Origin of the sequence: Saccharopolyspora spinosa NRRL 18395 (assembly GCF_000194155.1) — a bacterium.
GTDB lineage: Bacteria > Actinomycetota > Actinomycetes > Mycobacteriales > Pseudonocardiaceae > Saccharopolyspora > Saccharopolyspora spinosa.
Genome location: NZ_GL877878.1, coordinates 3,490,940 through 3,509,475, shown reverse-complemented (window position 1 = coordinate 3,509,475; position 18,536 = coordinate 3,490,940). Strand labels below are relative to the sequence as shown.

Here is an 18,536-nt window from a genome sequence, read left to right as displayed (position 1 = left end):
GTGGTCGCTGTTTTGAACGGCGCGTTCGATCCCGGACCAGGCGCCCGCGTGTTGCCAATTGTCGAGTCGGGTGCGGCACGTTTAGCGCTGACTCCGAGGGTGGGTGGGATTTTGGTGTAGGAGCAGCCGAGTTGTTCCACGCACGTGAAATACGTGTAAGATCAGCAATGTGCTGGCGGCGGGTATCGCCACGGCAAGACCAGCGCCGGACGGGCGCTGGCCAACGTCGCGGCACCGTAAGGTGTCGGCTCGCGGAACGTTTTTACACGTTGCGTGAACGGGAGTCAGTCCTCGTCGAGGAGACGGAGGACGAGACCGGGGTGCGGCTTGGGGCCGAACGAAGTCGACTTGCGCGGCAGCCTCAAGCCCGCCGTGGCGGCGTTCTGGAGATCCGCCTGCCGCGGTGGCGCGACCAGCACGGCGATGCCACCGAACTCCTGGACCTGGCGCACCGCCCTGGTTGGGCTGTCCTCGTAGTGGACGTCCTCGGGCGAATCCGGTACACCCCAAAGCGTTTCGATCACAGCTGCGTGCAGGACGGTGAGCTGCATCCGGCGAAGTGCCGCTGGAACCCGGCGCAGTTCTTCGGCCACGAAAGCCTGGTGCGGGTCGATCAGCAGGCAGCAGGAACGCTTCGCGCCCGGTCACCAGCACGAAGGCGATTGCGTGCTGGGCGTTTTGCCGGAGCACGCGCAACCATTCGATGAGGCCGCCCCGCAACCTGGCTATCCGGAACCGGGTCGCCGCCGAGTTCAGGGCTGCTGTCGGATTGACGTGCGGCAGGAGGCGGTGGACCGGGGAAAGCGCCATCGGGCTGCGCTGGACGTCGACGAGCAAGCCGGAGATGTAGTCCCACGGGCCCGCGCCGCGACCATCGGCGTGGAGGCAGCGGCGGAGCTGCCGGGCCGCGACCCAACGATGGTGCCCGTCGGCGAGGAAAGCCGGGATGCGGCTGAGCTCGGTCGTGATGTCAGAGTGCGCCGCTTGGTCAGTGATGCGCCACAACCGGTGCCGTTGTCCGTCCGAGGCGAGGACTTCCGACGCCGGCGTGCGCCGGGTCGCTGCATCGAGGTGTGCTGCGGTGCGCCCACCGCCCGAGTAGCCCAGCAGCAAGGGCTCGAGGTTCAGCCGACCGACCTCCAGGACCCGGCCAATACCGTTGGCGCGACTGGGAATGACGTCCTCGTGCGGCAACAGGCGGCTGTCCAGGTGGACGGCCGCGAGCAGCCCGCGCTGGGCCCCGCGCGGCCCGGTCTGTTCGTAGGCGTACAGGGCGCGGGCGGGCTCGCGCACCAGCGCGCCGCTTCGTTGCCAGGACCGCAGGACGCTCGCTGCTTCCTCCGCCGACCCGTCCCAGGCACCGGCATGTTGATCCCAGGGCGTGGCGTAGCGCCCGGCCAGATCTCGCAGACGCTCAGGCGCGACGCGCCAACCGCGGAAGGGGGCTAGGCCGACCCCGTTGGTGCTTGGGCGGGCTGGGTTCATCGCGCCGACTACTGGCAATTGGGTCGTCTCCTCGGCGTCCGCTTCTTCGTCGAGCTCCGCATCGTCAGCGGAATTCTCTCGCTGTGCCGAGGCGAGCGCGAACAGGCCCGCGATCGCGCGTGCGGTGGTCATCACGAGAACGGCGGCGGCGACCGGCATCAGGCCGACCAGCGGTCCCGCGAGCAGCGGGCCTGCGGATTGACCGATGAGGAGGAAGCTGCTGGCCGCGCCGACGGAGGAACTCCTGCACTCCTCCGGAGCATGTCTGCTGAAGTGCAGGAACAGCGACTGTGCGCGTGCGGCGAAGCAGAACCCATGCACCACGCGCAGCGGGATCAGGGCGACGGGATCCAGGGGGAGGCTGAGGGCCGCGATGCTCACGGCGCATCCGCCGGCGGCGATCGCGAAGGTACGAACGGGTCGGACCGTGCGGTCGTGGTGCTTGTCCCACCAGAACGAGCCGACCAGGCTCAGGAATCATGAGTCATGAACTCTGCCCCCCTTTTGCGGTCGGAGTTCCCCGGCAACCCCAGGAGTTTCCGGATCCGGGGAGTGCCGATCTGATCCGGGATCCCGGCGCGGGATCCGACTCAGGAACGTGCCGGTTGTTTGTTCGGGATGAGGCGCGTGAAAAAGAGCGAGATCCCAGCGATGACTGCGAGCACCGCGTCGGCCGCGCGCAGAGCCTGTACCCGCGCGGCGGCGTTCTCCGCCACGATCGCGGAAACGGTGCTGGACGGTAATCCGGTCGTCGCGAGGGCCTGTTCCAGGTCGGCGTCGGACAGGAAAGGGACACCGCTGACGAGCTCGACCGTGGCTTGGGAGGTCACCTGAGGTGGCACGCTCGGGTTCTGGCCGATGCCCTGCAGGAACGACATGGTCAAGGCGGCGATGAGCACCGAACCGGCCAGCGCGGTGCCGACCGACACGCCGAGGTTCGTGGAGGTGTTTTGGAGGCCACCGACCTCGCCGGTCCGTTCGTCCGGGACTGCGGAAACGGTCACGCTACCCAACTGCGAGGCTAGCGAGCCGATGCCGAGCCCGGCCAACAGCATGGGCACGGTCGTGATTTCGGGACCTGCGCCGAGCTCGAGTGCCGCCAGCAACGCCACCAGCCCGCCGAAGAGGGCGAACAGGCCCCACTGCACCACACGACGTGGTGACGCATCCGGCCATGCCTTCGGGATGCCGACCGCGGCGATGAGCAGGGTTATCGACAGCGGCAGGAGCCGCACGCCGGTCTGCAGGGCGGTGAGTCCGAGCGAAACGGACAGGAACAGGGGAACGATGAAGAACAGTCCGGCCTGCAGGAGGAACTGGAAGAAGAAGATCGCCAGCCCTCCACGAAGCTGCCGATTGCGCAGCATCGCGGGGTCGACGAGCGGCTCGAGGCCGTGCGTCACGCGCCTGCGCTCCCAGGCGAGAAACACCCAGAACACGAGCCCGCCTGCCAAGATCAGCCAGATGGTGGCGGAGATGCCCAGCAGAGCCGGTGTGTCCGGCTTGGGTGCCACCCATCCCCAGCTGCTCGAACGCAACACCGCGTAGACGACCAGCCCGAGGCCCGCAGCGGACAGCGCGGTGCCCACAAGATCGAGTACCTGGCGGCGGTGCGGCGGTGCGTCCTCCACGCGGCGCGCGAGGAGAAGGATCACTATCACGATCACGACCTCACCGGCGAAGACCCACCGCCACGAGAAGTACGTGGTCACGAGGCCACCGATGAGCGGCCCCACGGCTACGGCTATCGCGCCGGCGGACGCCACGAGCCCGTACGCCCGCGGGCGCTGGGCCTGCGGGAAGTTCGCCGCCACGAGCGCGACGATCGCCGGCATGATGAGCACGGCGCCCAGCCCTTCCAGCAACGACCAACCGAGGATCAGCACTCCCAGGCCGGGGGCGAGCGAGGTGGTCAGGGAGCCGCACCCGTAGATCACGCAGCCGGCGGTGAACGCACGGCGTCGGCCGATCAGCGTGCCGATCTTGCCGCCGGTGATCATGAACATCGCCATGACCAGGGCGTAGAGCGTGATGGCGGTCTGGATGCCGCTCACCGTCGTACCGACGTCCTCGGCGACCGTCGCGATGGACACGTTCATCACCGAGGTGTCCAGCGTCATCAGGAACTGCCCGACTGCCAGAGTTCCCAGCACCGTCCCGCCGCTGGTGCCTCTCCTCACCTGCATACGGCCATCCTCTGCGGAGGACGACGTTTCGGCAGCGCGGCTGCTGACCGCTTGATCGTCGCCAGCGGCACAACGCAGCGCCAAATCGCGGTCGTGCAGTAACCCGTTTATCGTGTTGCGGCCGGTGTGGACATCCGTCTGACGGGCTCCCGTCGAAGCGATTTACTAACTTCAATAGTGGCCCGATTGGCCGGATGCCGTGGGATTCCGGTCTCGTGTCGATCGCCACTACGGTGAATAGTCGAAACACCGCGGATCGGAGTCGGCCGTTCGTTCGACGTGCGTCCGGGCTCCTACTTTCCGCGGGGCTCGGCCGGTCTGCGGACCGGCAGGCGCAGCCCCTTGAGCGCCAAGGCGTTGACGGCGACGATGACGCTGGAGCCCGACATCGACAGGGCGGCGATCTCGGGGCGGAGCATGAGCCCGAACGTGGGTTCGAAGACGCCTGCGGCGATGGGGAGGGCGATCGCGTTGTAGCCGATCGCCCAGCCCAGGTTCTGACGCATCTTCCGCAGAGTGCCCCGGCCGATGCGCAGTGCCGTTGGGACGTCGAGGGGGTCGGACCGCATCAGGACGACTTCCGCGGTTTCGATGGCCACATCGGTCCCGGCGCCGATGGCGATCCCGAGGTCTGCCTGGGCCAGTGCGGGCGCGTCGTTCACCCCGTCGCCGACCATCGCCACCCTGCGGCCGGTGCGCTGCAGCTCGGCGATCTTGAACGCTTTGTCGCTCGGGAGCACGTCGGCGATGACGGCGTCGATGTCCAACCGCCCCGCGATCCGCTGCGCAGTCGCCTGGTTGTCCCCGGTGAGCATGACGACCTCGGCACCCAGGGCGTGGAGCTCGGCGATGGCGGCCGTCGAGGTTTCCCGAGGCGCGTCGGCGATGCCAATCAGCCCGGCCGCGCGTCCGTCGAGGGCTGCGATGACGACGGTGCGACCGGAACCGGCCAGCCGTTCGCGGCGTTCGGCCAGCATCCCCAGGTCGATGTCCTCGCGCTGGATGAGGCGCTGGTTGCCGACCACCACGCGCCGGTTCGCCACCCGGGCGATGGCGCCGTGACCGGGGACGTTCTCGAACTCCTCGGCGAGCACGCTGTCCAGGCCCCGTCGTTCCGCGTGGCGGACGATGGCGTCGGCGAGAGGATGCTCGGATTCGTGTTCCACCGCGGCGACCAGGCGCAGCAATTCGTCCTGGTCGCGGCCATCGGTGATCACGTCGGTGACCTCGGGCTCGCCCTTGGTCAAGGTGCCGGTCTTGTCTAACACCACCACCTCGATGCGGGCCGCGGTTTCGACGGCGACCGCATTCTTGAACAGCACGCCCCGCTTCGCGCCGAGTCCGGTACCGACCATGATCGCGGTTGGGGTGGCCAGGCCGAGTGCGTCGGGGCAGGTGATGACCACGACGGTGATGGCGAACAGGATCGCGACGCTGAACGTGCTTCCCGAGAGCAGCCATGCGGTCAGGGTGGCGGCACCGCCGAGCAGGGCCACGAACACTAGCCAGAACGCCGCCCGGTCGGCCAGTTTCTGCCAGGGAGCCTTGGAGTTCTGCGCCTCCTGGACGAGCTTCACGATCTGTGCCAGAGCAGTGTCGGCGCCGACTTTGGTGGCCTGCACCCGCAAGGTGCCGTTGATGTTGATCGTCGCCCCGACGACCTCGACACCGGGGGACTTGTGCACGGGCAGGCTTTCTCCGGTGACCATCGACTCGTCGACCTCGCTGTCGCCGTCGATGACCACACCGTCGACGGCGATCTTGGCGCCCGGGCGGACCAGCAGCAGATCGCGCACTTCGATCTCGGCGGTCGGCACTTCAACGGGTTCCCCGTCCCGCAGGACCAGGGCCTTGGGCGGGGCGAGGTCGAGCAAGGTCCGGATCGCGTCGTTCGCGCCGCCGCGCGCCCGCATCTCGAACCAGTGTCCGAGCAGCACGAACGCGGCGAGCACGGTGGCCGCCTCGTAGAAGACCTCCCCGCCGCCGGTGAGCGTGATCACCAGTGAGTACAGCCAGCCCGCCCCGATGGCCACCGCGACCAGCACCATCATGTCCAAGGTGCGGGCCCGCAGCGCCCGGACGGCGCCGTCGAAGAAGATCCAGCAGGAGTAGGAGATCACCGGCAGGCTCAGCAGCAACGCCCACACGTCCTGCCGCAGCCCGAACGGCGTAGGCACGTGCAGCCCGAAGACCTCGGTCCCGATCGGGGACCAGATCACGATCGGGATCGAGAACAACAGCGCCACCAGGAACCGGTCGCGCATGTCGGCGACCATTTCCGCCATCGACGTGCCCCCGTGGCCGCCGTGCCCCATCGCTTCGTGCGGTGAGCGCGCCTCCGCGGCGGCATGGTCTTCTTCCGGTAGGACGGCAGTTCCTGCGTGCGCATCCTGACTGGGCGGGTCAGGTTCTTGCATCGGGTCGCAGATGTGGTGCGGTACGGATTGGCCTGCGCAGTGGTAGCCGCAGTCCCGCACCCAACGGCGCAGGTCGCCCACATTCGTGCGGGACGGGTCGAAAACGACTGTCGCCGTCTGGGCCACCGGGTTGACCTCGATGCTGCGGACCCCGTGCTGCCGCCCCAACCGGGCGGCGATGACATTCTGCTCAGAGGCCCACAGCAGCCCGCGCACGTCCAACACGGCAGTGCTGGACTCCTTGCGTCCGTGCAGGTGTGTGCCGTTCACTGGAATACCCCCGTCGACCAGTGTCGACCGAGCTCGCTGTCGTGTCCACGCGGCCGGCCCCTGCCCCGCCACCGTTGGCGGCGGACGAACGGCGGAGTTTACCGTGATATCGCTGCAGCCTTCCGCCGTGCGGACCGTTCCTGAAAATCAGCCGACGATCCGGCGGGCGCGGATCTGGAACGGATTTCCGGTGCCGTCGCCGTAGAAGACGAGATCGCCGGGCTGCAGCTGTTCCTTCGGCGCCGGTCGTCCTACCGTCCACTGTGTCCTGCTGCTCGGCGGGATCGAGATTCCCGCCTGCTTGTAGGCCCACTGCGTCAGACCTGAGCAGTCGAATGGCGTCGGCCCCTTCGAACCCCATTCGTACTCCGAGCCGCGCTTGGACAACGCGGCTTGCAGCGCGGTGTCGGCCGCGCCGGGCGGACCAAGGTAGGAGCCGGTGTCCGGCCGCTGCAGGCGTTTCCGGTCGGAGTCGTCGAGTCCGTTGAGCGCCCGGCGAACCTCCTTGATCTGCCCGTCGAGATCCTTCTTGCGCTGCCGGACCTCGCCCAGGAGCCGCGCCGCTTCGTCGGTTGCCTGTTACGCGCTGAGGTCGGTGTGCTCTCCCATGCCCAACGACCGGCGCAGCGCACGCACGTGCCGGTTGAGTTCTCATTTGGCGCGCGCCGGATCGTCCCGCTCCACGGTGCTGATCCGGTCCGCCGCCGCGCGTTCCGACGTCCGCGGTGATCTCGGCCGACCACAGCGGGCGGGCGGCTGCGCGCAGTTCCTGCTCGGCCTCGCCGGGATTGCCCAACAACTGGTAGGTGACCGAGTACAACCGCGCCGGACCATCTTCCAGGTCGGTGCTGGCGAAGGTGTCCGGATCATCGCCGAACAGCCCGACGGAGCCGCGCCACTTGTTGCGGATGGCCGTGGTGGGCGACAGGACGAGCGTGCGTTCGCCGAGGCGGCGGGCCAGTTCGAGCCCCACGAGGGTCTTGCCGGAACCTGGCGGCGTGCACACATGCCACCGCCGGTCGGTGACGTGCGAGCACGGCTCCAACAGGTGCCGCTGGGACTTCGGCCAAGTGAACGTCGGCGCCAGACCCCGACCGCATCCTGAGCTCGACCGGGTCTTCGCGAATGGCAACCCCGACCGAAGAAGCAGCAACCCCGGAGCCGATTCCTGTCGGTTTGTCCGTACAGGCCGAACCGGACGCAGTTCGGGGCTCCGGGGCCGGGTAGCTGCCTGGTATTCGCCGACCGCATGCCCGCGTCAGATCCTGCCGGATCATGACGACTCGGGTCGGCTGGAGTGCCGTGGGCGGTCCTAGCGGACAGCCACCTCACAAGTCCTGTTGATATTCAACGTTGGACCACCTCCTTTCCTGTGTACGAAGGAGGCTAGGGCGCGGCGTGCCTTTCGGGCAACTGATTTTTTCGCAACGCTAACCGCCTCCGGCCAAGGTCACGCCAGGTGAACGAACGACCTTGACGTTCCGGCGGAATCGACGCGGGCCGCACGGGTGCGCCTCGGTCCGCTCACCCTCCTCGATCGTGCCGTTCGCATGGCGCACGAACTCGTTCTCGGGCATTGGAAAATCGTGGATGGGGGCTTCGCCGCCAGGCGTTTTAGGTGTCAAAGCCACACCCCGTGTTTCGGCGGGGAAGGACCACGACGGCCCCTTCGCGGCGCAGGTGCCGCGAAGGGGCGAGCGTCTTGTCTGATCTGTCGGCCCTCAGCAGGTGCCGACCGTGTCGTCGGTCCACTCGTCCAGGCGCGATCCGACGTGGCCGGGGAAGTCCTCTAGGGCGTCCAGGCGCCGACGGATTTCCGCTCGGACGACCAGCAGTTCGCGGTGGTGCCGCTGCACGAGGTCCCAGCACTGCTGTTCGAGCGCGTGGTTCATGCAGAGCTCGGCCAGCTTCGCGCGGCGATCAAGTTCGTCCAAGAGGCAGGAAGCCAGTGATGTGGTCTGGGAGCGCTGGGTGAGCTGGGACATGGTCACACCCCGATTTCGTCGGCAGATGTCTGGTGGGTCGAACTGTTTCGGCCGCGCTATCCACTGTGACGGCCAACACCGGAGCCGAGCACGGGGTGAACTACTCATGCTGCCCTCGCATTTGGCCTGAGTAGTGCGCGGGGCTAGCGGACGGGCGGGGTGGACGGATGTGTCGACGAGGTCCAACCAGGTAGGACGAGGATGTGGATCATGCCAGGAGGTGTCCCTCTTCAGGGGGAGGGCCGCCGGTGTATTCGCGGCGCACGCCGCAACAGCTGGTGCGACCACGACGGGCTCGGGGCTGGTCTTCCTGATCACGAGTAGCGGGCGCGGATCTCGTCTTCGAACTCCTCGAGAGTCGTGCTGCGGGTTTCGGGGACCTGGGTAGCGACGAAGACTCGCGGAGTTCGGGCCGTCAGGGCGCGGCTGGCAGGGGGAATCGGGGCGGCGTGATGATGTAGGCGATGCCGCCGGAAGCGTCGACCACCGCTCCGGTGGCGTCCCGGCGCTTCGTGCGCAGCCAGACGTTCTCGAACTGGGCGCGGGGGTAGACGTTGCGCACGGCGGCGTCGTCGGACGAAGCCGGATCGTTGGCGATGACGTCCCCGTTCGTGGTGAATCCGACTATGACCATGAGGTGGCCGTCGGTGTCGTAGCCCGCGCCGTCGAGTTCGTCGGCGGCGAATGACTGCGACGTGATCAATGGGATGCCGCTGCGGATGTAGGGTTCCGCGTCGGCCAGCGAGTGCAGGCGGGTGATGTGCGCTTCCAACCCGTGGGTGGCGGCGTAGGCGGCGTTGAAGGACCAGTTCCCGGTGCCGTCGTAGGCGTAGTCGAACGTCTGGCGCGCGGCGTGGTCGACGGCGGGATCCGGGTGTTGTGGACCGATCCAGGCCAGGTCCTGCTCGGATGGCCGTTTTCCCCAGTACTCGACGACCATTTCCGTCGATGTGGGGCTGCACCAAGCCTCACCGCCGCCGCCGTACTGCGGGAAGTGTCCGCTGTGGACGTTCTGGGAGTATCGCGGTACTGGGAGTTCGATGCCCCATGCGCCGCCGGGACCGGAGGTGGGAACTCCGAACCGGTCCGGGATCCTCGAGGTCATCGCGCCCAGCATCGACACCGAGGGGGAGGCCGGTGTGCCAACGGCGCGGTAGAGGGTGGCGCGGAGCTGATAGCCGGACAGGGTCGTCCCGGGACTCGTGGTGAAGGTGTCCACGTTGACGGTTCCGTGGACGTCGGACTGCCCGGCGAGGCTCGTGCGGTGGATGTCGGCATCACCCGACGCCCATTCGCCCATGACGTACCAGCCGGTTTGCGCACCGGTGTTGGTCCGCCCCCGCATTTCGAGACGCAGCCAGGTGCCGGGCGGTGTCGCCGCGTTCCACGAGGCGACCAACTGGGTCGTCCCGAACCCCGTTGCCTGCAGCGGGGACGTCCACAGCGCGTAGTCGTAGTCGCGCGCCCGCCCATCGGGTGCGGGATGCGCGGCGGTGCCGATGGGTTCGTCGATCTGGATGCCCGCTCCGCCAATGCGCACGCCCTCGGCGGTGCCCGACTGGAAATCGTCGGCGGAGTGCCATTGGTGGTAGTCGATGGCGGGCTGTTCCGGAGCATGTGCCGGTTGAGCGCAGGCGGACATCGTCAGCGCCAGTGCGCCGATGATTACGGTGAGGGCGCTGCGGTGGATCGATCTGGAAGTGCGCATGCCGACCCCTCATCGGCCTCGCCGCCGGACGGCGGTTCTTCTCGATCGGTTCGCAGTATAGATTTCCGCGCCTCCACCGGCGATTTGATGTCCCGCGTGCACCGGGAACCGCTGCTGAGCCGCGTTCGTCGAGTGGGCGGGTTGGCACGCTCGTCGTTAGCAACCTGATCGACTGGTTCCGCGTCTGTTGGAGAAAGGAGTTCACCGGCCGAGAGGTAGCGATGTCGAGAAGAACCGGAGCAACCGTCGCCACGGCGCTGGCCGTGGTCGTGGGCGTGGCGGGCACAGCGTTGGCTCAGGGCACTTGGACTCGTGAGGAGTTCCCGGCCAGACCGGAGATGGCCTCGTATGTGAGCACCGTGTCCAGCGGTGGCGGGGCGACCTGGGCGTTCGGCAGCTACAGCCGGCCCGGTTCGCCGACATCGATCACCGCGCAGGCGTTCCGCCGTGAGGAGACCGGACGCTGGGTGGAGGTGCAGGTTCCGGACATCGGCCAGATCGTCGCCTCTGCCGTGACCGATCCGGACAACGCGTGGGCGGTCAGTCAGTTCACCAAGGTCAGCCGTGGCGCGACAATGCATTGGGACGGCAGGACGTGGACCGAGGTGCCGCTGGAGGTGCCCGGCGCTCCGCGCATCTCTCCCCACGACGTCACGGCCGTCGGCCCCGATGTCTGGGCTGTTGGGAATGCATTTCGCGACGGCGACGCCCCGCTCGCGCGCAGCTTCGCCGTGCGTTGGGACGGCGGAGGGTGGCGGGCAGTACCGCTGCCACCCGCCGCCGACGACCAGAACTTCTCCACCGTCGGCGGCGCCGCGCCGGATGACCTCTGGATGGCCGGAACGACCGTTGAGCGGCCGTCGCAGATCGTTTCGATGCACTGGGATGGCACGCAGTGGAGCCACGTGCAGGTGCCACCGGTGGAAACAGGGGACTCGGGTTTTCTCACCGTGCACGACGTCGCGGCCTACCGGCCGGATGACGTCTGGATCTCGGCTACCCAAGCGACCTACGACAACCCTGACGCTGGTCAACCGATCTTGATGCACTGGGACGGTGCGGAGTGGAACCGGCAGCAGGCTCCCGTGCCGACTGGAGGCCTCGGGAAGCTCGTGCAGGCCGGCGGCGCGCTGTGGGACCTCGGCACCCACGAGCTGCTGCGGTATGACGGCACTTCGTGGCAACGCGTTGACGGACCGCAGGAAGGCGCCCTCGGCAACGGAGGCGAACTTCCGGATGGGCGCCTGGTCGGGACTGGCAGCTCGGGCGACTCGTACAAGCCCCAGCCCTTCGCGGCCGTGAGCGGTAGCTGACGGCCGCCCGGACGCTCGGGAGCCGAACGGCCCCGGGGAGGGGTCCCATTCCTTGGTGTGGTCTTGGGCCCGACCCCGAATCTTCTTGGCGAAGTTCCACCCACGGCTGCGCTCGTTCGTCCGGGTCGCTCCGGAAGGGCGAACGACGCAAGGCGTTCGTGTTCGCCACCAGCGGATTGCCGCTAAGAGCTCGGATCGCCGCCACGTCGCGACCGGTCTGACCGTGCCACGGTGTGGCGGTGGTCAGGCGGTGATCTGCTGGGTTGGGGCGTCCGGGGCGGTCAGGCTCGCGCTGATGGTCCGCTGCAGGTTCCGGTGCGCATTGTTCATCTCGTGGCGCAGACCCAAGATCTGCTTGGTCAGCGCGTCGCCGTCGGAGAGCGTGTTCGTTTCGACGGCGCGTAGGAGCACGCCGAGGTTGCCGTGCAGGCGTTGGTGCACGTCGACGAACGTGACGAACTGCTGCTGCACTTCCAGGGGTGGAGATGTGCGTGCTACCGCCTTGATCATCGTTTCCTGCCAACGCCGAGCGGTTTGTCGGTAGTACCGTTCGGCGGCAACGCGGTGGTGCGGGGCCACGTGGGTGTCCAGGGCGCTGCGGATCAGTTCCTGGCTGGTGTCGACGAGCTCTCTGGCAGCCGTAGTCACCGAGTACGCCCATTCCCACTGTTCCGTCTGCGTGGTGGCTCGGCGCTCCTCCCGCGCCTCCTCGAGCTGGCCGTTGGCCAGCTTGACCTGTTCCCAAGCGCGTTCGGCCTGTGCCTGTGCGGTTCGGGCAGCTCCTGCTGCCTTCGCGGCGTGGCTTTCGGCGGCGTCCGCCAAGCGGCGGAGAGTTTCCGCTCGTTCTGTTGCTTGGCGGGCCGCGAGGCGGGCCAGCCAGAGCTGCCAGCCGGCGAGCCCGACGGCCACGATCGCCAGGCCTGCGCAGATCCACGTGGCCAGCTCAGCTATCCGCATGAGCCCAGACCCTGGCACACCTGCGCCGACCGCTGACCCCGCTGAGTGAAATCTCACGGTAGTTCACGCGGTGTGCGGCTTGACTTGCCCAGCGTGCTATGCCGCTGCGGCCGCCCAGTCGATCGCCGGCCTGATCGCGAGAAAAAGGGCTCTTGGTATTGCTGTGTGGGTCCTTGTAGAGGGGGCGCGTCGTTGGCCCGGCATGGAACCGGGCACACTCGTGCCTTCGACGACATCGCCGGGTCGAAGCTCGCCCGAGTAACGCGCTAGCGCTCCACGACACTTCGTCATGTGAAGCACCCGATCCGATCGGTGTCGTCCCTACACGGAAAGCCCCCGCCTGTAGCGGGAGCGCGGTGCCACCAGGCCGTCAGACCTTGAGCCCCAGCCACGCGGTGAAGTTGGCGATGCGGTCGGACTTCCGACGTTCCGCGAGCGCGATCGCACGTGCGGTCTCATGTACCTGCGGGTGATAACGCGTCTGCTGCGGAGCCACCTGCCGAGCCTTGTTCAGCGCTTGCATTGCTTTGGAATGCTCCCCGGACAGCACCCACGCCCGAGCAACGTCTTGCCAATGATGACCAACTCGCGTCGCGTGTACGTCTGCGGGAATTTACAACGCTGAGCCATCGCGCGCGGCACGGCCCGGATCTCCGATCTCAAGCGAGACCGCGACATCGTGGATTTCGACGTTGCCAGGGCCGAAACCTGTGTCATAGGCGGAGGACGTGTGGCCGATCTTCGCGCCGATCGAGCGAGCTTCGGCGATGTGCTTACGTGCGCTGTCTGCGTCGTTGTTACGTGCACACAGAATGGCGCCGCGCAGGTGAGCAGAGCCCCGAAGCGCGAGAACTGGCTCAGTGTCCGGCCGCCCGTCGAGCAGGTCGAGCGACCGGCCGACCAAAGTTTCGCCGGTGTCGTACGCAGCGTACGAGAGCAAGAGCAGTGAACGTTGCTGCGCGGCATGAGCCAGCAAATCCGGGTCGCCAGCATTCTCGGCGGCGACCTCCATCCGATCGACAGCCTGAGTCCCGAGGGTCATCCAGCCGAAGCGAGACACCATTTTCCCACGGTCGCCGACCGGGTCGTTCAGGCCGCGTTCAAACTGGTGCTGGAACCGATCTTCGAGGCTGACTTTAAGCCGGTCTCCTACGGGTTTCGGCCCAAGCGGCGAGCGCAGGACGTGATTGCGGAGATCCCCCACTTTGGCAGCCGAGGCTACCGGTGGGTGTTGGAGGCGGACATCGCGGCGTGTCTCGACGAGATCGACCACGTCGCTCTGATGGACCGGGTCCGTGCACGGGTCAAGGATAAACGCGTGCTGGCACTGGTGAAGGCGTTCCTCAAGGCCAGGGTTCTCGCCGAACTCTGCGACCGCGAGAACACCCACACCGGCACACCTCAGGGCGGGATCTTGTCTCCGTTGTTGGCCAACATCGCCTTGTCGGTGCTCGATGAGCACCAGTAGCAGAGCCGTTCAGTTTCTTCCGATCGGGATTGGCTGGGCCGCGCGGCGCGCGGCTCAGCCCTCCGGGGTAGGCGGGGTGGTCGGGGGTGCGGGGGAATTCGGCGGGCTCGGCAGGTGTTCGTTGTCGTCGATTCGCGCCGTCAGCGAAGCGTACGCGGCGCGCAGGTCGGACAGTCCGTGCTCGTCGTCGACGCCCCGCATCTGCTCCTGCGCGGAGCGTAGCGCGGCCTCGGCGGCATTGCGGTTACCGTTCTCGATCGCGCCTTCGGCGGTGTTCAGGTCCTCGCGGGCCGAGCTCGCGGCAACCACCGCGCGGGTGTGGTCGGTGTAGAGAACCTGGGCCACGCCCCACAGCATGTCGCCGGGCTGCGCATCGCGAGCGGCCACGCCGACACCGGTGAACGTGATCATCAGCACGGCAGCCGCAGTCGCCACCGGCACCAGATGACGGCGACAGAGCCTACGTTGCGGGCGGTTGCCCGCGACGATCGCGGCGTCGGCGGCGTCGGTGTCGACCAGGTCGCCGATTGGCGCCGCGTCGGCATCCTGCCGCCAGGCGACCAGCAGCGCCTCCAGGCTCGGACGCGTGGACTCGGTCGGCATGGACACATCGGGGTTGGTCCCGCCGAGAGCGTCGAGTAAGGCGTCGTCCTCCTGCAGTGCGGTCAGGTCGACCGTAGCTGCGGAGTTTCGGGTTTCGTGGGCCCTGTCATCGTGGAAGATTCGGTCGATGACCTCGGCTGGGTCTATCGACGTCACTGTGGCGGTGGCATCCAGATGCCGACCGGCGGCGGACAAGAGCCGGTCGATTCCGGTATCTCCCGTCACTACGGGAATCTCAGGCTCGGCCGCCGAGGCAGGGCTCACCACCCGGTCATCGTCGGTTGTCATTGCGCACCTCCCGCCGGGTTCCCGCCACGCCCGATGCCCAGTTCAGCGAGCACGTCAGGGTCAATGGATCGGCGGAGCTTTTTCCGGGCGCGGTGAAGTTTTGTCGTCACGTTGGTGGTGGCCACGCCGAGTTGAGCAGCGATCTGGCCACGCGACACACACGCGATCGCAAGGTCAAGGATCAACCGCTCCTCATCCGGCAGTTTTGCCATCGCGTCGGAAAGGACGCGTAAGGCGGTACGCGCTAGGTGGCGGTCCTCATAGCTTGCCCCATTTTCCTCGAAGTTCACCATGTCCGAGGGATCTTGGAGTTCGCCAGCACGGCGCCGAGAACGCTGTTCCTCCCGAGCTTTATAGCTCATCGCGGCATACACGAAGGCTATGCGCCGTCCGCAATCCGCACCGGCCAGTTTCTTCCCCCACGCTCCCCACGCGATGCACAGGGCGTCTTGAGCGATGTCCTTCCCGGCGGCCTCCGGCAGCCCGTTAAAACCGGCGTACCGCCTCGCAACGGATGCCAGTTCTCTGTCGTTCTCCTTCATAAACGCCTCGAAGTCACGCCGTAGGTCTTCATCGTCCGCAGGCATCTCTCTCCGCCCTGGCCAGTTCACCCTCGCCGAGGCGGGAATCAGCCACGCGCACGATGATGAGCACCCGACCACGTCGGGACTTGTCAATCAGCAGGGTTCCATCAGGGGCGGTGGCGAGGACCGATTTGTAGGTTTTTCTTCGTGATCGCTCGATGGCCAGTGCCAGCAGCATCGCCGCTGCGAGCCCTACTGGCCACGGCGCGTTGGCCAGAAAACCCATCAAGATCATGACTGGCATCCGTTCGTCGGTCGTTGTTCCGCTGTCATCTCGATATGACCGACGGAGGCCAGATGTCACAGCCTCGACCAAAATTCGCGCCAAGAATGGCGTCTACCCGCGGGGCGGTCGGCCCCGCGGGTAGCGGGGATCGTTCCCAGCCCTGCTGGCCATTCGGGGTGCTGATCGCGTCGGCCCCGCGCATGCGGGTGCCAATTCCCCGGTGCGCAGCGGGCCCTCAGCGACAGCTGTCGCTGGGTGGCGAGGCGGGCGGTGGTGAAGGCATGGATCATCCACAGCTTCGCACCTGTGCCACGCCGATAGCGTTGGACTGAGAAGACCAGCCCGGAGACTGTCAGGAGCAACGTTGATCAGGTTCACCGACTTCATGCCGGTGCCGAAGCCGGGCCTGACCAAGGTGAAGTTCAACATCCGGGCGGGCGTGGGCGGCGCAGGGCGTCTTCATCATCACCGAGCTGAGCAGCGGCCGGCTATACGTGGGATCTGCTTCGGGCGAGGCGAGCGGCCTGTGGCAGCGGTGGTCCGGCTACGCGCACCTGAGAAACCTGACCGGCGGCAACAGGGAGCTTGACGACTTGCGAGCCGAGCTAGGCGACAGGCATATCGTCGACAATTTCCAGTACTCGATCCTGGAGATCTTTGACTCGAAGACGAAGGCAGAGACGATCCTGCTGCGGGAGTCGTTCTGGAAGCTCGCCCTCGACAGCCGCGCGCACGGTATGAACCGGAACTGACGGCAGCAACGTTCATGTCGCTCGTTCGACGCCATGAACGTACGTAGGTCGATGCCTCCAGCCGGCAGGTCGAAGCCCACGTACCGAGAGTTGTGGTGACCCGAGACCTCCGACTCGAGCTCGGCAATTATCGCATGTGTGTTGGTGCCGACTCCCGCGTTATGCGGGCACCCCGACGCGGGCGGCTAGCCCGCGCAGCTCAGCGCTGGTGCGTCCGGAGACCAGCAAGCCTGTGACCAGGGATTTGACTGCTGGTCTCAGGTGGGTCTCTTCCGGGGCGTGGGATTCGGCGGTTAGGAGTGCACGCAGGCACTGTTCATGCCGTCCCCACTGAGCGAAGGCGGTGGCGATGTCGGTGTAGTAGCGGGCGCGGCGCTCGGTGCTGGGCAGGGTCTGCGGGGCCACCATGCGTGCGGCTGTGAGTGCGGCGGCGGGGTCGCCGGCGGATAGTTCCGCAGAGATCAGGTGCAGCCGCACCGTGGTCGTGCTGAAGCCGCCATGATCAGGTAGGAGCGTTCTGCCGAGACCGTCGGCAATGGTAGCGGCTTCGGTGGTCAGTTCCCGCATGCCGGCTGCGTCGCCGCATTTCGCGGCGGTGTACGCCGCCGACTGGATGAGCAAGCCGCGTCCGGCGGCGTGTTCCGGTCCGCCGGGTCGGAGTTCTGGGTGCTCGGCTGCGGTCAGGGCGATGTTCATCGCTTGCTCGTACCAGCGCGCTTTGCGTGCCAGGACAGCGAGATGGCGGGCGGCTTCGGCGACGAAGAGTGCGTCGCCGGTGGCCTCGGCGTACTGCCGGGCGCGGTCGGCGGCCATCCACCCCAGTTGCTGGTCGTCGAGTTTGATGAGCACGCGCACCACTAGCAGGTAGGTCTGCGCGAGCAGCGTGTTGCCATCACCGCCAGCATGGGCATGACCCGCGTGTAGGAGACGGGGTAGGCGGGTGGCGAGGCTGCCGTAGCGGCATGCGCGGAAATCGGTGTAGGCCCGTGCGAGATCTACCTCGGGCGGGAGTGGGTTATCCGTGCCGGGGTGCAGGCCGAGCATGGCGTCGCGTAGCCGCGCAATGAGCATGGGGCCCAGTGCCGCTTCGCTCACCGGCCCGCCGGTGGTTGTTAGGAGTGGGGCGCCTGCGGCGGTTGCGGCGGTGACTGCGAGGTTCGCCAGCAACTGCCGTCTCCGCACCGGGTCCTCACCGTCCTCTCGTCCGGATCTCTCCTGCACCTTAGACGTGGGAAGGCGTGGATAGTCGGCCGGTGCGATCGCGTGTCCGTTCCCGGCCGGACCGGATGTGAGTCCGAGCGTCTGTGGTGCGATTCCCAGAGCGTCGGCGAAGCTCCGCAGCACCGCCACGTCCGTCAACGCGGACACACCACGTTCATAGCGGGAGACCTGCGCGGCTGAAAACCCGGCCAGTTTACCGAGCTGGACTAGCGTCAGACCCTTTTCCTTGCGCTTGCGGCGGATCAGCTCGCCCGGAGCCTTGCTCGCCGCCCATGAGGTTCTGCCCGCACCCATTCGTTTCCGCTCGTAGCCGAGATCGCGCCGCCGACCAACCCTAGCCCCGTGAACGGGGAGTGACCAGAGGGTTTGCACCGCATGCAAACCGGTTTGCACCTGATGTGAGCACCCCTGCCGCTGACGAGGGCGGGTGCGGTCTCCTCATAGGGCGGGAGGGCCGGTCCCTCGGTTGCAACCACGGCAGGTGCGAAGGGAATTGGCAGCTCTTCTCGTCGCGAACGGGCCGGATTCACGTCCACACCCGCAAAGTCCCGCGGATTCATCGAAACAAGGAGGTCCACGATGTCACCGCCACAGCTTCCAGCGCTGGATAGGCAACTCGGTGGTCGCCGCGTCCTGGTGACCGGTGGATCAGGGTCCATTGGATCCCGGGTGGTCGAGGAACTGTGCCGGGCGGGGGCGCAGGTGGTGTCGGTGGATCGCCGCCCGCCGTGGTGGCGCTCTCCGGTGTCCTGTCGTGTCGAGGAGTGCGACATCCGAACCAACCGGCTGGCCGAGCTGATCGTCGAGTTCGCGCCTGATTGCGCCACCACGTGGCGGTGCTCCGCCAAACGATGCCTGTTCACCGACCCGGACCCCTCCGTGGTCAGCCAACACGAGCACGACGCCCACGGCCCCGCATGGATGGCCGCCGAGGCCCCGCAGCAACCCACGACCAAGGTGGTGGGTTCCCGGTGAGCACCCTCTCCTGCCGACAACTGGTCAGCGAGAACAACATCGCCCACTACATCCAAAGCGGAGCCACGCGTGCCCTGTGCGGTGTTCCTCTGACCAAT

The 18,536-nt window shown here is 67.2% G+C and carries 18 protein-coding genes; 5 read left to right on the top strand and 13 right to left on the bottom strand.

Annotated features, from left to right (window positions below):
• Positions 1-81: 81 nt before the first annotated feature.
• From SSPN_RS59890 to SSPN_RS59885, 4 genes are all read right to left on the bottom strand, one after another.
• Positions 82-1,866, bottom strand: a complete 1,785-nt coding sequence (locus SSPN_RS59890; RefSeq protein ID WP_337466336.1) for a DUF1015 family protein — start codon at positions 1,864-1,866, stop codon at positions 82-84.
• Between the two features lie 209 nt (positions 1,867-2,075).
• Positions 2,076-3,671, bottom strand: a complete 1,596-nt coding sequence (locus SSPN_RS0117220) for an MFS transporter (RefSeq protein ID WP_010696459.1) — start codon at positions 3,669-3,671, stop codon at positions 2,076-2,078.
• Positions 3,672-3,964: 293 nt separating this feature from the next.
• Positions 3,965-6,358 (bottom strand): heavy metal translocating P-type ATPase, encoded by a 2,394-nt coding sequence (locus tag SSPN_RS0117215; RefSeq protein WP_010696458.1) that lies wholly within the window; start codon positions 6,356-6,358, stop codon positions 3,965-3,967.
• Between the two features lie 147 nt (positions 6,359-6,505).
• On the bottom strand, positions 6,506-6,745 hold the full coding sequence (locus tag SSPN_RS59885) for a C40 family peptidase (RefSeq protein ID WP_010696455.1): 240 nt from the start codon (positions 6,743-6,745) through the stop codon (positions 6,506-6,508).
• A gap of 256 nt (positions 6,746-7,001) precedes the next feature.
• Between SSPN_RS59885 and SSPN_RS59880 the strand changes: the two genes are divergently transcribed.
• Positions 7,002-7,463, top strand: coding sequence for a hypothetical protein (locus SSPN_RS59880; protein WP_170121555.1), 462 nt, complete (start codon positions 7,002-7,004; stop codon positions 7,461-7,463).
• 616 nt (positions 7,464-8,079) lie between these two features.
• Here SSPN_RS59880 and SSPN_RS0117190 read toward each other — a convergent pair.
• Both SSPN_RS0117190 and SSPN_RS0117185 read right to left on the bottom strand, forming a co-directional pair.
• Positions 8,080-8,343 (bottom strand): hypothetical protein, encoded by a 264-nt coding sequence (locus SSPN_RS0117190; protein ID WP_143539564.1) that lies wholly within the window; start codon positions 8,341-8,343, stop codon positions 8,080-8,082.
• Between the two features lie 415 nt (positions 8,344-8,758).
• Entirely contained in the window at positions 8,759-10,051 is a 1,293-nt protein-coding gene (locus SSPN_RS0117185) for a C39 family peptidase (protein WP_010696443.1), read from the bottom strand.
• 221 nt (positions 10,052-10,272) lie between these two features.
• Here SSPN_RS0117185 and SSPN_RS0117180 point away from each other — a divergent pair, with 221 nt between their 5' ends.
• Complete coding sequence (locus SSPN_RS0117180) at positions 10,273-11,364, top strand: hypothetical protein (RefSeq protein ID WP_029535431.1); 1,092 nt, start codon at positions 10,273-10,275, stop codon at positions 11,362-11,364.
• A 243-nt stretch (positions 11,365-11,607) separates the two neighbouring features.
• Here SSPN_RS0117180 and SSPN_RS0117175 read toward each other — a convergent pair whose 3' ends face one another.
• The 3 genes from SSPN_RS0117175 to SSPN_RS59870 all read right to left on the bottom strand — a co-directional run bounded on the left by SSPN_RS0117175 (position 11,608) and on the right by SSPN_RS59870 (position 13,261).
• Entirely contained in the window at positions 11,608-12,321 is a 714-nt protein-coding gene (locus tag SSPN_RS0117175; protein ID WP_010696438.1) for a hypothetical protein, read from the bottom strand.
• Positions 12,322-12,691: 370 nt separating this feature from the next.
• Positions 12,692-12,844, bottom strand: coding sequence for a hypothetical protein (locus SSPN_RS59875; protein ID WP_237710575.1), 153 nt, complete (start codon positions 12,842-12,844; stop codon positions 12,692-12,694).
• A 90-nt stretch (positions 12,845-12,934) separates the two neighbouring features.
• On the bottom strand, positions 12,935-13,261 hold the full coding sequence (locus SSPN_RS59870; RefSeq protein WP_237710574.1) for a hypothetical protein: 327 nt from the start codon (positions 13,259-13,261) through the stop codon (positions 12,935-12,937).
• A 12-nt stretch (positions 13,262-13,273) separates the two neighbouring features.
• On the opposite strand from SSPN_RS59870, the gene SSPN_RS51235 reads away from it, so the two are divergent.
• Positions 13,274-13,789 (top strand): reverse transcriptase domain-containing protein, encoded by a 516-nt coding sequence (locus SSPN_RS51235; protein WP_237710573.1) that lies wholly within the window; start codon positions 13,274-13,276, stop codon positions 13,787-13,789.
• 54 nt (positions 13,790-13,843) lie between these two features.
• Here the strand turns inward: SSPN_RS51235 and SSPN_RS44260 are convergent, their stop codons facing one another.
• Genes SSPN_RS44260 through SSPN_RS54890 form a run of 3 tightly spaced genes read right to left on the bottom strand, consistent with a single transcriptional unit; the run spans position 13,844 to position 15,499 of the window.
• Positions 13,844-14,680 (bottom strand): anti-sigma-D factor RsdA, encoded by an 837-nt coding sequence (locus SSPN_RS44260; protein WP_010696435.1) that lies wholly within the window; start codon positions 14,678-14,680, stop codon positions 13,844-13,846.
• Positions 14,677-15,267, bottom strand: a complete 591-nt coding sequence (locus SSPN_RS0117150) for an RNA polymerase sigma factor (RefSeq protein WP_010696433.1) — start codon at positions 15,265-15,267, stop codon at positions 14,677-14,679. The genes SSPN_RS44260 and SSPN_RS0117150 overlap by 4 nt, the downstream gene beginning before the upstream one ends.
• A complete protein-coding gene (locus tag SSPN_RS54890; protein WP_010696431.1) occupies positions 15,251-15,499 on the bottom strand; it encodes a hypothetical protein in 249 nt (82 codons plus the stop codon). The genes SSPN_RS0117150 and SSPN_RS54890 overlap by 17 nt, the downstream gene beginning before the upstream one ends.
• Positions 15,500-15,951: 452 nt before the next feature.
• Here SSPN_RS54890 and SSPN_RS44255 point away from each other — a divergent pair, with 452 nt between their 5' ends.
• Complete coding sequence (locus tag SSPN_RS44255) at positions 15,952-16,242, top strand: GIY-YIG nuclease family protein (RefSeq protein ID WP_143539565.1); 291 nt, start codon at positions 15,952-15,954, stop codon at positions 16,240-16,242.
• Positions 16,243-16,401: 159 nt separating this feature from the next.
• Here the strand turns inward: SSPN_RS44255 and SSPN_RS0117135 are convergent, their stop codons facing one another.
• A complete protein-coding gene (locus SSPN_RS0117135) occupies positions 16,402-17,757 on the bottom strand; it encodes a helix-turn-helix domain-containing protein (protein ID WP_010696427.1) in 1,356 nt (451 codons plus the stop codon).
• Between the two features lie 285 nt (positions 17,758-18,042).
• Here SSPN_RS0117135 and SSPN_RS0117130 point away from each other — a divergent pair, with 285 nt between their 5' ends.
• Positions 18,043-18,438: an NAD-dependent epimerase/dehydratase family protein gene (locus SSPN_RS0117130; RefSeq protein WP_085982080.1), complete on the top strand. Its 396-nt coding sequence runs from the start codon at positions 18,043-18,045 to the stop codon at positions 18,436-18,438.
• Positions 18,439-18,536: the final 98 nt, after the last annotated feature.

What these genes read in the sequence shown, in the direction of transcription:
- SSPN_RS0117175 (WP_010696438.1), bottom strand. Translation starts at nt 12,321, where the DNA reads ATGCGGATAGCTGAGCTGGCCACGTGGATCTGCGCAGGCCTGGCGATC.
- SSPN_RS0117150 (WP_010696433.1), bottom strand. Translation starts at nt 15,267, where the DNA reads ATGCCTGCGGACGATGAAGACCTACGGCGTGACTTCGAGGCGTTTATG.
- SSPN_RS44260 (WP_010696435.1), bottom strand. Translation starts at nt 14,680, where the DNA reads ATGACAACCGACGATGACCGGGTGGTGAGCCCTGCCTCGGCGGCCGAG.
- SSPN_RS54890 (WP_010696431.1), bottom strand. Translation starts at nt 15,499, where the DNA reads ATGATCTTGATGGGTTTTCTGGCCAACGCGCCGTGGCCAGTAGGGCTC.
- SSPN_RS0117180 (WP_029535431.1), top strand. Translation starts at nt 10,273, where the DNA reads ATGTCGAGAAGAACCGGAGCAACCGTCGCCACGGCGCTGGCCGTGGTC.
- SSPN_RS0117185 (WP_010696443.1), bottom strand. Translation starts at nt 10,051, where the DNA reads ATGCGCACTTCCAGATCGATCCACCGCAGCGCCCTCACCGTAATCATC.
- SSPN_RS0117190 (WP_143539564.1), bottom strand. Translation starts at nt 8,343, where the DNA reads ATGTCCCAGCTCACCCAGCGCTCCCAGACCACATCACTGGCTTCCTGC.
- SSPN_RS59875 (WP_237710575.1), bottom strand. Translation starts at nt 12,844, where the DNA reads ATGCAAGCGCTGAACAAGGCTCGGCAGGTGGCTCCGCAGCAGACGCGT.
- SSPN_RS0117135 (WP_010696427.1), bottom strand. Translation starts at nt 17,757, where the DNA reads ATGGGTGCGGGCAGAACCTCATGGGCGGCGAGCAAGGCTCCGGGCGAG.
- SSPN_RS0117220 (WP_010696459.1), bottom strand. Translation starts at nt 3,671, where the DNA reads ATGCAGGTGAGGAGAGGCACCAGCGGCGGGACGGTGCTGGGAACTCTG.
- SSPN_RS0117130 (WP_085982080.1), top strand. Translation starts at nt 18,043, where the DNA reads ATGTCACCGCCACAGCTTCCAGCGCTGGATAGGCAACTCGGTGGTCGC.